10 protein-coding genes are annotated in these 12,331 nt (G+C 56.8%); 5 read left to right on the plus strand and 5 right to left on the minus strand.

What is annotated here, in order from left to right; all coding sequences use genetic code 11:
* Window positions 1–156: 156 nt before the first annotated feature.
* From JIN78_RS01530 to JIN78_RS01545, 4 genes are all read right to left on the minus strand, one after another.
* Window positions 157–1,362: an ABC transporter permease gene (locus tag JIN78_RS01530; protein ID WP_200390164.1), complete on the minus strand. Its 1,206-nt coding sequence runs from the start codon at window positions 1,360–1,362 to the stop codon at window positions 157–159.
* 84 nt (window positions 1,363–1,446) lie between these two features.
* Complete coding sequence (locus JIN78_RS01535; RefSeq protein WP_200390165.1) at window positions 1,447–2,148, minus strand: ABC transporter ATP-binding protein; 702 nt, start codon at window positions 2,146–2,148, stop codon at window positions 1,447–1,449.
* 8 nt (window positions 2,149–2,156) lie between these two features.
* A complete protein-coding gene (locus JIN78_RS01540) occupies window positions 2,157–3,662 on the minus strand; it encodes an efflux RND transporter periplasmic adaptor subunit (RefSeq protein ID WP_200390166.1) in 1,506 nt (501 codons plus the stop codon).
* Window positions 3,663–3,668: 6 nt separating this feature from the next.
* Window positions 3,669–5,372 carry a TolC family protein gene (locus JIN78_RS01545; protein ID WP_200390167.1) on the minus strand — a complete coding sequence of 568 codons (1,704 nt, stop codon included), beginning with the start codon at window positions 5,370–5,372 and terminating at the stop codon, window positions 3,669–3,671.
* 350 nt (window positions 5,373–5,722) lie between these two features.
* On the opposite strand from JIN78_RS01545, the gene dnaK reads away from it, so the two are divergent.
* The 4 genes from dnaK (at window position 5,723) to JIN78_RS01565 (ending at window position 10,430) form a co-directional block, all read left to right on the plus strand.
* Window positions 5,723–7,669 (plus strand): molecular chaperone DnaK, encoded by a 1,947-nt coding sequence (gene dnaK, locus JIN78_RS01550; protein ID WP_200390168.1) that lies wholly within the window; start codon window positions 5,723–5,725, stop codon window positions 7,667–7,669.
* An 85-nt stretch (window positions 7,670–7,754) separates the two neighbouring features.
* Window positions 7,755–8,048, plus strand: coding sequence for a co-chaperone GroES (locus JIN78_RS01555; protein WP_200390169.1), 294 nt, complete (start codon window positions 7,755–7,757; stop codon window positions 8,046–8,048).
* A 33-nt stretch (window positions 8,049–8,081) separates the two neighbouring features.
* Window positions 8,082–9,707 (plus strand): chaperonin GroEL, encoded by a 1,626-nt coding sequence (gene groL, locus JIN78_RS01560; protein ID WP_200390170.1) that lies wholly within the window; start codon window positions 8,082–8,084, stop codon window positions 9,705–9,707.
* 312 nt (window positions 9,708–10,019) lie between these two features.
* On the plus strand, window positions 10,020–10,430 hold the full coding sequence (locus JIN78_RS01565) for a cupin domain-containing protein (protein WP_200390171.1): 411 nt from the start codon (window positions 10,020–10,022) through the stop codon (window positions 10,428–10,430).
* A gap of 15 nt (window positions 10,431–10,445) precedes the next feature.
* On the opposite strand, the gene JIN78_RS01570 is transcribed toward JIN78_RS01565, so the two are convergent.
* The gene (locus JIN78_RS01570) at window positions 10,446–11,321 is read right to left on the minus strand and encodes an AraC family transcriptional regulator (protein ID WP_200390172.1); all 876 of its coding nucleotides are present in this window, start codon (window positions 11,319–11,321) and stop codon (window positions 10,446–10,448) included.
* Window positions 11,322–11,465: 144 nt separating this feature from the next.
* Between JIN78_RS01570 and JIN78_RS01575 the strand changes: the two genes are divergently transcribed.
* Entirely contained in the window at window positions 11,466–12,329 is an 864-nt protein-coding gene (locus tag JIN78_RS01575) for a phosphoenolpyruvate hydrolase family protein (protein WP_200390173.1), read from the plus strand.
* Window positions 12,330–12,331: the final 2 nt, after the last annotated feature.

Below are 12,331 nucleotides of genomic sequence, written 5' to 3' on the forward strand. Positions count from 1 at the left end.
ACGGTAGTTGGTTTGGTTTGGTTTTTGCGACCTCACGCTCACGCGTGGGCCGACCAACTACCACCTCTATTTTAACGATGACGGGGACACTTCCGCTGGCAACCGTTGTCCTGCCGGGTGAGCAATCCGGCTTTGCGAGCGATCTCCAGGGGAAGGTTATTCTTGGCGGAGGGCTTCGATGGGATCGAGTTTGGCTGCTTGGGAAGCGGGATAGAGACCGAAGACAATGCCGGTGAGGCCGGAGATGCCAAAGGCAAGAAGAACTGACCAAGGCGTGATGATGGTCTGCATCTCGGTGAAGTAACCCACCGCAATGGGCACGAGAATTCCAAGAACGACTCCGACAATTCCTCCCCCAATGGAGAGAACGATGGTTTCAATCAAGAACTGGGTGATGATGTCCTTACGTTTGGCTCCCAACGCGCGCCGGATACCAATCTCGCGGGTGCGCTCGGTGACGGTGGCCAACATGATATTCATGATGCCGATACCACCGACGAGGAGTGAGATGGCGGCAATGGAACCTAGCACGATATTGAACATCTGCTTGGTGGCTTCCGCTTCGCGCAAAAGTTGGAGGGGAACGATGAGCTCGAAGTCGCTTTTGTTGTGAAAGTGATTGAGGAGGTGGCGAATCTGGGCTTCTCCGGCGAGGACTGCGGGAGAATTCTTCATGCGGATAATGAGGCGGTGAAGCTCGACTCGCTCGGAATTGAAGCTCCCTGAGGAGCGGGTGATGAGGGTTTCGCCGAAGCGAGAACGAGCTGCGGACAAAGGAATGTAGATATTGTTGTCCACGGCCTGCCCATCGTTATCTCCACCCTGAGGGCGCTGTTCGGCGGTGCCGGTTTCATCGACGATGCCGATGACCTGATAGTAAGTGTCCTGCACCCGCACGGTGGTCTCCAAAGGGTCTTGGTAGGGGAATAGTTTGCGTGCCAAGTCCTGCGTGATTACGCAGACATTGCGCTGATTGCGCTCGTCGGTCGGGCTGAGGAAACGGCCCGCGATGAGATCGAGATTCTGCACTTCCGGGTAGGAGGGCAGAGTGCCGATGATTTGGCCGGACTCCTGGTTGCGGTCAAAGCGAATATTCTCCCGAATGATACGGAGGGGCACCACCCGGTCGATGGCAGGAATGGTGTCTTGGATGCGGGCGGCGTCCTTGTAAGTCAGTCCGTATTCGATGGACCAGTTGCTCCCGCTGGAAGTTTGTTCATTGTCTTCGGGAGGTTTGATGGAATTGATGATGATGTTTTCACTTCCCAGCCGCTTGATTCGTTCTTGGGCTTCGTAGGAGGCCCCTTCTCCGATGGCAAGCATGGCAATGACGGAGCAAACTCCAAAAATGATACCGAGCATCGTGAGACCAGAGCGTAGCTTGTGCATCAACAAGCTCTTGATCGCCAACTGGACGGTGTTGAGAAAATGGGAGGAGAGCATGGATTAGCTACCGGAATGATCGTTGTAAACTTCCTTGGCGATAAGGCCGTCTTTCATATGAATCACGCGATGGGCGTGCTGGGCTACGGCGTCATCATGGGTGACCATCACAATCGTTTTCCCCTCGCCATTGAGCTCGTTGAGGATGGCGAGCACTTCTTCTTCTGTTTCGGAATCGAGGTTGCCCGTGGGTTCGTCTGCTAGAATCATCAGGGGCTCATTGACGAGAGAGCGTGCGATGGCGACCCGTTGCTGTTGCCCTCCCGAGAGTTGGTTGGGGCGGTGATCCAAGCGCTCACCGAGACCCACGAGTTTGGCTAAATCCACGCAGCGGTCATGATGCTCGGCCAAGTCCTCTTGTTGATAGATGAGAGGGACCTGAATGTTCTCGATTACAGTTAGTTGGGCAATGAGATTATAGGATTGGAAAATGAAACCCAGCCGCTTGCCCCGCACTTGCGAAAGGGTGTCGTCGTCCATTTCCGCCACGTTGTCGGGTCCCAGAAAATACTCCCCGGTTGTCGGCCGGTCGAGACAGCCCAGAATGTTGAGCAAAGTGGATTTTCCGGATCCTGAGGGGCCCATGATCGCCACGAAGGAGCCTTTCTCGATGGTGAGGTCGACGCCCCGGAGAGCCCGCACCACGCTATCGCCGACCTGAAAGTTTTTAACGATCTGCCGGATCTCAATGACGGATTCGCTCATGATCCACACTAGGCTGCAGGCTCCGTTTCCCCGCTGGCGTCTTCAAGGTCCAGGGTGTCACCCTCCAGGTTGAGCCGTTTGTCCAAGGGTGGATTCAAGCTCACCTGATCGCCGGGATTCAGTCCGCTTTTCACTTCAATGAACTTGGTGTTGAAAAGGCCCACCTCGATTTCTGTCGGTTCGTCTTCGCCCTTGAGATAGCACACTTGCTTGCCATTCTGAGTGGTGACGGCCTGGATGGGCACGGAGATGACATTGGACAGCTCTTGAATCACGATTTCTGCCCGCGCCGAGACTCCCGGCTTGATGTCTTTCATTTCATCAAGGATGACGATCTCGGTGGAATAGACCTTCTTGTCGTCGCCGCCCCGCCAGCCGCGATCGCTGTCCGGTAGAATGGCTACCTTGGACACCTCGCCGCGAAACCGTTGATCCGGGAGGGAGTCGAGAACCACGTAGGCTTTTTGCCCCACCGCAATTTGACTGATCATGGATTCGTGAATCTTTACTTGCACCTTGAGCTTGGAGGTGTCCGGAATTTTGATCACATCGCGCCGGTTGCGGATCTTGGAACCTTCCGCAATCTCGGGCTCGTTGTCCCAGCGGCGGTCAGATTTGGCATAAATGACGAGGCCGTTCTGGGGTGCGTAGAGCTTGGTGGCTTCCAGCTGGGTTTTGGCGCGATCCAATTGCTCTTGAGTGATGCGCAAGGTGGATTTGGCTGAGTTGACCGCTGCTTCCTGCTGTGCGATTTTGGATTCTCCTTCTTTGCGTGTGCGCTCCAGTTTGGCTTCGGCCTCCTGCAAGGCGGATTGATAAGTGGCCGCTTCTTTTTCCAAATCAAATTTACGAAGCATCTCGTAGGTTGATTTGGCTGTTTCCACTGCTTTCGAGCTTTTGCTCACTTCCAGGCGGTCGCGATCGACCTGGCTCTTGGTTTCGAAGCCTTTTTCGGCAAGTTTTTCCGACCACTCGTAGCGTTGTTGGGCGAGTTTGAGGGCTTCTTCCTGAGTGTCGATATTGAGTTCAGAATCCCGGATTTTGTGGTCTCGTTCCAGATTTTTGAATTTTTCCAAGTCCATTTGGGCAAACTCGACGGCCAGCTTGGCGGCCCGCAATTCGCTATCGACGGTGGAACGGGTGATGAGAAGGTCGTTGGTGGCTTTGACCACCTCCGCCTGATGGGATTCGTATTTGACCTGAGCCTCTTGCAGGGTGCTCTCGGCCTGACTTTTGTCAAATTCGACGAGGAGGTCTCCTTCTTGCACATAGCTGCCTTCTGGAATGAGCGTGATGATTTGGGATTCCCCTTCGATGGAGTTCTTCACCACCACCTCGTTGACGGCCTCAATGGAGCCCCCTTCGATAATAGAGACGATGAGGTCGCCCCGGTTGGCGGTGTGATAGAGTCCCTCGCCTGCTTCCCCTTCCCGCCGGGAGAAAAGAAGCAGGATCAGAACGGCAGCAACCCCGAGGAGGGGAAGGAGAAGGCGTTTGTTCAGCAAAAGTTTCATAGCAGGTTATTCAAAAAGTTCTTCTGGGGTGGGCACGTCATCATCGGTTCCAAAGGCGGGTGGCATTTGAGAGGGAGGAGCGAGGGCGGGGATGCTCGAAGGATTGTCACTGAGCCAGTAGTCGCGGTCATTAGGATTGAGGACGCCTAGCTCGACCAAGAGTCCGAGCCGGGCCCCGAGATAGTTCACCAGCGCGCTGGTGACCGCGTTCTGAGCACTCACGAGGTCATCCTGGGACTCACTGAGTTGGCGGAATTCCACGGTGCCGGCTTGGAGGCGGAGTTGGTTGCCTTCCACCCGCTGACGGGCCAGTTCGACGGCCCCTTTTTGAATTTCGTAGCTTTGCCGGAATTCTTCCAGCTCCCGCAGGCGACGGTCGAGAAGGTTGCGCAGTTCGTCAAAATTCTGGCCCAGCTCACGGATGGCGGCTTCGAAATTGATGAGAGTCGCGCGGTATTGATTGCGCTCGCGCAGTCGGTCCAAGGGGAGGTCCAGCTGCAGCCCTACTGTAGCGCGCACGTCGTCGAAGTTGAATTTGGTGTAGTCGATGGGACCATCCCCGCTCGTGAGGCTGGCATCTCCAACCAAGGAGAGGTCGGTTTTCAACTGGTTGGCTGCCAAGGAGACTTGGCGTTTTCGATCTTCAAAGCGGTCAATCTGATTGAAAAGGGGGAGTCGGTGCGAGAGGGCCAGTCTGAAAGCTTCTTCATTGCTGATTGCGAGGGGCTTGAGTCCTTCGGCGCGGAGTTTGATGATTTCGGCATCATTGAGTCGGAGCCGGGTGGTCTGGGGGAGTCCCAGAGTGACCTTGAAGCGATCAAGGGCGTTGCGGTAGTTCGTGATGGCGCTGATGTAACGGTTTCGCGCGCTGAGCTCGTCCTGTTCCGCAATGCCCACGGATTCGGGGCGCTCCCGATCGGCCCTCTCCCGCAGATACACCACGTTTTCTTTACGGGACTCATAGTTGTTGAATTCATTGAAGATAACGTCCTTGGTGCGCAGAAGGTCGAAGTATTGATTGACGATGCCGACCGAGAAGGTGTTTTGAAAGTGGGTGTAGTCGCGGATGGCGTAGACGACGTTGCGGTTGGCCTGGGTGAGATTCTCGAGAGCGATGTCCTGTCCCGCTCCGCGTAAGAGAGGCTGGGCGAGGTTGACCGAGATGAGGGAGGTGGCGGAGCGCCGGGGGTCTCCGGTGAAGTATTGCAACAAATCGTTGGCCAGGCTGAGCCCGAAAGTTCCTCCCGTGGCCAGAGCTTGATTCCATCCCAAGCGGGTATTGGCGCGTCCCACTTGCTCGCCATCACTCTGGCGGGTGAAGGAGGGATCGGTGCCTCCAAACCAGTTGGGGCGATAGCGGTGCTGCTCGCCGGTGAGAGTGAGCGCCGTGAGGTAGAGCTGTTCCTTCTGGGACTGGTATTCGCGGCTGTTTTTGACCGCATAGTTGAGGGCCTCGTTGAGGTCCAGGCGCAATTTTTCACCCGAACTGCGTTCGCCTAGGATGTCGCTGGCTTGCAGGGAACGCGCTTCCGTCGAGCTGTGTTTGCTCTCAATGGTGAAGTCCGAGGATTGCCCGAAGATGTCTTTTTCGACGCGGCTGAGAATGGCATAGACGTCCTTGTCGGCTTGGTCCCGGTAGTGTTCCGTCGAACAACCACACAGGGTGAGAGTGGCGAGGAGACCAAGTCGATGGCAGAAACGAGCGATCATGAGGTGAGGAAAAACGCAAAATGGCGGCACGCGGCCGCCGGAGGAATAGAAGGGTTGCTTTGTTCCTACAAAAACGCCGACGGCACGATCATCTGTCAGAAGTTTGTCGCATTTTGTCACCTGCGAGATCGGGATTCTTCTTGCCTTGGCAAAAAGTGGTTCAGGCTGTCCAAGTGCGACATTCTGTCTCTTTTGGCCGGGTCAAACTGTCCGGATAGCCATCCGATTGGGAGGGGTTTTGTCGCAAGTGGTTGATTGATAGTCTGGGCATGGATTGTGCGAAGAGAGGAGCATCAGTCCGCGGGTTCACCCGCATCACACTCATCTCGAAAACACCAAAGACAAAGAATATGGCAAAGATTTTAGGAATCGACTTGGGAACGACCAACTCCTGCATGGCAGTCATGGAGGGTGGCGAGCCCGTGGTATTGGAAAACTCCGAAGGCGCCCGCACCACTCCTTCCGTGGTCGCCTTTGGTAAAGGAGGCGAGCGTCTCGTGGGACAAGCCGCAAAACGTCAAGCGGTGACCAACCCGCGCAACACCATTTTCTCCGCCAAGCGCCTGATCGGTCGCAAGTTTGCGGAGCTCTCGGAAGCGGACAAGAAGGTCCCTTACGAAATTGTGGAGGCCTCCAATGGCGACGCCCACATTCAGGTGGAAGTGGACGGCGAGAAGAAGACTTACTCGCCCCAGGAAATCTCCGCCATGGTCCTCGGCAAGCTCAAGTCCGATGCCGAAGCCAAATTGGGCGAGACCATCACCGAGGCGGTCATCACCGTGCCCGCTTACTTCAATGACTCCCAGCGGAATGCCACCAAGGCGGCGGGCGAAATCGCCGGCTTGAAGGTGCGCCGCATCATCAACGAGCCCACTGCCGCTTCCCTGGCTTACGGTCTCGACAAGAAGTCCGACGAGAAGATCGCGGTTTACGACCTCGGGGGCGGAACCTTCGATATCTCCGTGCTGGAAATCGGCGACGGCGTCTTTGAAGTGCTCGCCACCGATGGCGACACCCAGCTGGGTGGTGACGATTGGGACAATGCTCTCATTCAATACATTCTCGACGAGTTCAAGGCGGCCGAAGGTATGGACCTGAGCAAGCAGCCCGACGCGTTGCAGCGCATCAAGGAAGAAGCGGAGAAGGCCAAGATTGCCCTTTCTTCCTCCACTTCCTACGACATCAACCTGCCTTTCATCACCGCTGACCAGAACGGACCGAAGCACATTCAGTTGCAGCTCACCCGTTCCAAGTTGGAGCAACTCACCGACAAGCTCTTCGAGCGCACCAAGGCTCCCGTCGAGCGCTGCCTCAAGGAGTCGGGCCTGTCCGCCAGCGAAATCGGCGAACTGGTTCTCGTGGGTGGCATGACCCGCATGCCCAAGGTGCAGGAAACCGCTAAAGCATTGGCAGGTAAAGACCCGCACAAGGGCGTCAATCCCGACGAAGTGGTGGCCATCGGAGCCGGTATTCAGGGCGGGGTTCTCCAGGGCGACGTCAAGGACGTGGTCTTGCTCGACGTCACTCCTCTCAGCCTCTCCATCGAGACCGAGGGCAGCCGCGCCACGCCCATGATTGAGCGAAACACCACCATCCCGGTGAAGAAGTCGCAGATTTTCTCCACAGCCGTCAATAACCAGCCGGCCGTTGATATCCGCATTTGTCAGGGCGAGCGTCCCATGTTCGCGGACAACAAGTTGCTGGGGAACTTCCGTCTCGATGGCATCGAGCCCGCTCCCCGCGGCATGCCTCAGATTGAGGTGACCTTCGACATTGACGCCAACGGTATTCTTCACGTCTCCGCAACCGATAAGAAGTCGGGTAAGGAGCAGAAGATTTCCATCGAAGGCTCCAGTGGTCTTTCCGATGAGGAAATCGAGCGCGCCAAGAAAGAGGCGGAGGAAAATGCCGAAGCCGACAAGAAGCGGGCCGAAGCTGTGGACGTCAAAAACGGAGCTGAAAACATGGTCTTCCAAGTCGAGAAGCAACTCGAAGAGCTGGGTGACCAGGCTCCGGCCGAGTTGAAGTCCGGCATCGAAGAGAAAATCAACGCGGTGAAGGACGCGCTCAAGAGTGACGACCTCGACGCCATCAAGTCCGCGCAAGCGGAGCTGGAGAAGACTCTCGGCGAATTGGCGCAAGCTGCTCAAGCCGCTGGTGCCGCAGCGGGGGGAGGCATGCCTGATATGCCCGACATGGGAGGAGCCTCTCCCGCCGCCGACGATGCTGATAGTAGCGAACCTCGCCAGGCAAAAGGCAAGGTCGTGGACGCGGAAGAAGTCGATAAGAAAGACTGACTCACGAAGTAGATTTCCCGCTTTGGCTTCCACAGAAGCCAGAGCGGGCTTTTTTAACCAACAAACAACCAACTAATAGAAAAACATGGCTAGCATTAAACCGCTTGGAGCCCGGGTGCTTGTGAAGCGCTTGGAAGCTGAAGAAGTCACTGCCGGGGGCATCGTCCTTCCCGACAGCGCTAAGGAAAAACCCCAGGAAGCCGAGGTCGTTTCCCTCGGAACCGGTGGCAAAGACGACAATGGCAACGACATCGAGTTCGCCGTCAAGGTGGGCGACAAGGTGCTCATCTCCAAATACGGCGGAACTGATGTGAAAGTGAACGGGGAAGACCTCCTCATCCTTTCCGAGTCCGACATTCTCGGTGTTGTTGAAGACTAATTTAATACGTAGAATCTAGTAGAAGAAAATATTATGGCAGGTAAACAACTCGTATTCGACGAAAAAGCACGCCAAGCCCTCCTCCGTGGAGTGGAGCAATTGGCTCGTGCCGTGAAGGCCACTTTGGGACCCTCCGGTCGTAACGTCATTCTCGACAAGAAGTTCGGTTCTCCCACCGTGACCAAGGACGGGGTCTCGGTCGCCAAGGAAATCGAACTGGAAGATCCCTATGAAAACATGGGTGCCCAGCTCATCAAAGAAGTCTCTTCCAAGACTTCCGACATCGCTGGTGACGGCACCACCACAGCGACCGTGCTCGCGGAAGCCATCTACCGCGAAGGTCTCCGCAACGTGACTGCGGGTGCCAACCCCATCAGCCTCCAGCGTGGTATCCTGAAAGCGGCTGAAGCCATCGTGGCTCAGCTGGCCGAAATCTCCAAGGAAGTCTCCGACTCCAAGGAAATCGCCCAGGTTGCTACCGTTTCCGCCAACTGGGATGCCGAAATCGGCAACATCATCGCGGAAGCGATGGACAAGGTGGGCAAAGACGGCACCATCACTGTGGAAGAAGCCAAGGGCATCGAGACTACTCTCGACGTGGTGGAAGGGATGCAGTTCGACAAGGGATATCTTTCTCCCTACTTCGCAACTGATAACGAAACCATGGAATGTAACCTCGACAATGCTTACATTCTCATCCACGAGAAGAAGATTTCCTCTCTCAAGGACATGCTTCCTCTTCTCGAGAAAGTGGCCAAGACCAGCCGCCCCCTCCTCATCATTGCCGAGGACGTGGAAGGCGAAGCGCTCGCCACTCTCGTGGTCAACAAGCTTCGTGGCACTCTCAACATCGCGGCTGTCAAGGCTCCCGGCTTTGGCGACCGTCGCAAGGCCATGCTCGAAGACCTCGCCGTCCTCACCGGTGGCCGTTGCATCACCGAAGACCTCGGTCTCAAGCTTGAGAACCTCGAGCTCAGCGACCTCGGTGAAGCTAAGCGCGTTTCCATCACCAAGGAAAACACCACCATCGTGGAAGGCAGCGGCACCAGCGACGCCATCACTGGCCGCGTGAACCAGATCCGCAAGCAGATCGAAGACACCTCCTCCGACTACGACCGCGAGAAGCTCCAGGAGCGTCTGGCCAAGTTGGCTGGCGGGGTGGCCGTCATCAACGTGGGTGCGGCGACCGAAACCGAGATGAAGGAGAAGAAGGCCCGCGTGGAAGACGCCCTGCACGCCACTCGCGCCGCAGTGGAAGAAGGCATCGTCCCCGGCGGTGGCACCGCTCTCATCCGTGCTTACAGCCAGGTGGGTGACCTCGGTCTCGCTGGTGACGAAGCGACTGGTGCGGAGATCGTGGCCAAGGCCATCGAGGCTCCCCTCCGTCAGCTTGCTGCCAACGCCGGTCTCGAAGGCGCGCTCATCGTGGAGCAAGTCAAGGGCCGCACGGGTAACGAAGGCTACAACGTGGCCACCGCGACCTACGAAGACCTCGTGGCCGCCGGTGTGGTTGACCCCACCAAGGTGACTCGGAGCGCTCTCCAGAACGCCTCCTCCATCTCCGGCCTCATGCTCACCACCGAATGTCTCATCACTGACATTCCCGAGCCCGAAGCCGCTGCTCCCGCTGGTCACGACCACGGTGGCATGGACTTCTAAGGAAGTTGGTCCTGTTCTGATTTTCGCCAAGAGCCGGAGGATTCGCGTCCTCCGGCTTTTTTCGTTCCTGCTTCCCTCGGTGGCGCGACCCGCCCTCTTTCACGGGTCGGTCCGGCCGGGGCTGTGCGCGATTGGAGGAGCTGCTCCCGGCCGGTGACTTTCTTCTTATCTAATAGTAAAAAGAAGGTAAAATGATGGTAAGAAATACTATTGGTTTTTTCTCGTTTTTTGCGGGCACCCCATGTTTGCTAGTCAACCGATTGACTCCGTCCGGGGGAGTCGCTAAGTCCCAGTTCAGATCATCTTTTCCCTATGAATAAACGCGCTTTTATTACCGAGGCCGAGGCCATTAAAGAAGACTTCAAAGGCCGGACGAATTTTTGGATGTGCCATCCGGACATCACCAATGCCAAGGATTTGCAGATTTGCCGAGCCGTTCTTCCTGCCGGGGAAGGGCACAACTTTCATCATCATCCAGAATTGGAAGAGGCCATTTACGTCCTCGAAGGGGAGGTGGTGCAATGGGTGGGGGAGGAGCAGCAAACCCTGCGGGCGGGGGAGTGCGCCCACATGGGGCCGGGAGTTGTTCATGCCACCTTCAATGAGTCGGCAAAGGATGCCGTTATCCTGGCGATTCTCTCACCCGGGTCGCAAAAGGGACCCTTCTTGGTCGATGTGAGCGAGGAAGAGCCGTGGGCTTCCCTGCGGGCGAGTGTGGTCTGAGGTTGGTCGGGGCCATTATTCCCGGAAGCGGGAAGGCCGACAGCCGATCCACTTCAGAAAAGTGTTGGAGAAAGTGGTCGCGCTTTCGTAGCCGACCTGGCGGGCGATCACTTCCACTTTGTCATCTGTGACCGAGAGCAGGTGACGCGCCTTTTGCAAACGGAGGTGGGTGAGATGTTGCATGGGGCTGCGGCCCAGTTCCGCCCGGCAGATGCGGCGCAGGTGCTCACTGCTCAGACAGCCGATGGCGGCCAGTTCGTCCAGGTTCCAAGAATGGGAGAGGTCTTTTTCAACCGCTTCCCAGACCCGCCAGAGACGTTCGTCGCTGCTGTGGGGTTGGGCGAATTGGAGAACATAGTGATGAATGAGCTCCGCCCAGTGGTGAAGAGCCGCAAGGTTGTTGGTGGCTCGGCACTCGGCATGGAGCCCGCCCACTGCGGCGCGGAGCGCTTCCCCGGGGAATGGCCCTGTCACCGGGGAGAGCGCGGTCACGATAGGGCGGGTGTCGTGGGTTTCGGCGTAGCGAACCCAGGCAAAATTCCACGGAGTCTCCGGCTCGCACTTGAGGGCATTGAGGGTGAAGGGAGGCAGCAGGCAGGCTTCCCCGGCGGCAATGGTCTTCCATTTGCCATCGGCGAGAACCACTCCTTCCCCTTCGAGGCAGGCGAGCATAAATGTGCCGCTCTGATAACTGCGCACGATTTTATAGGGTGGGCGGGCTCGCATCAGACCGCAATGGGCGATGTTGTTTTGGGCCAGCAGGCTACACTTTGGCTCCCGCGCGATCCACTCGCGATCGTCGCTATCATCAGCTCTAATGGCGATGAATTCAGTGCCAGGGCCAAATATTTCAAGGTCCTGACTGGGGCGTGGGGAAGAATGGAGAGGCATGACCAAGAAGGCTGAAGCTAACGGGAAAAGAACAGGCGGTCGAGAAAGAGTTTTGCGTTCTGATGTTGATTTTGAATATTCTCTCGTGGACGGACCAAGGTTTCCTCTCTTGCGGGAGTCCTCCCCGGGGCCTAGGCTGGAGGAATGCCAAATCAATGGACTGGAAAAGGAAATCCTTACACCCGTGAGGAAGTGGTCGAGCGTTTCAATGACACCCTCGCGAAGGGAGAGGCTCTCATCGTTGCGGGAGCAGGAACGGGAATCAGTGCCAAATTCATCGAAAAGGGCGGGGCGGACATGATTATCATCTACAATTCCGGGCGCTTTCGCATGATGGGCCATGGCTCCACTGCCGGAATGATGGCCTATGGCGATGCCAATGCCATTGCGATGGAAATTGGCGAATACGAGGTCCTGCCCGTGGTGGAGGAGGTCCCGGTGATCTGCGGAGTCCACGCCACCGATCCTCGGCGCCGGATGTGGCACTGGTTGGGCAAAGTGAAGGAAATGGGTTTCTCGGGAATCAATAACTTTCCCACCCACACCATCGTGGACGGTCATTTCCGCGGCGTCTTGGAGGAAACCGGTATGAGTGTGCAGAAGGAATTCGAGGCCGTGGGCCTGGCCCGCAAAATGGACATGTTCTCCATTGTCTATGTCGGCTCTCCCGAGGAAGCCGCCGAGATGGCCCGGCAGGGAGCGGATGCCATCATCGCCCACGTGGGAACGACGGTGGGAGGCTCTATCGGAGTTACTGATGCGGTCGTTTCTTGGGAAGAGACGATCAAGCGCACTCAAGACATCATCGATGCTGCCAAGTCGGTGCGGGATGATATTTTTTACCTTTGCCATGGCGGCCCCATCAACACTCCGGAAGATGCTGATCGGGTGATTCAGGCCACTGACTGCGTGGGCTTCGTGGGTGCATCCAGCCTCGAGCGCATGGGGGTGGAAGAATCTCTGACGAATCTCACCCGCGAGTTCAAATCCATTTCGGTCAAACGCTAGCG

The sequence above is a fragment of the Roseibacillus ishigakijimensis genome (assembly GCF_016595415.1).
Lineage (GTDB): Bacteria > Verrucomicrobiota > Verrucomicrobiia > Verrucomicrobiales > Akkermansiaceae > Roseibacillus > Roseibacillus ishigakijimensis.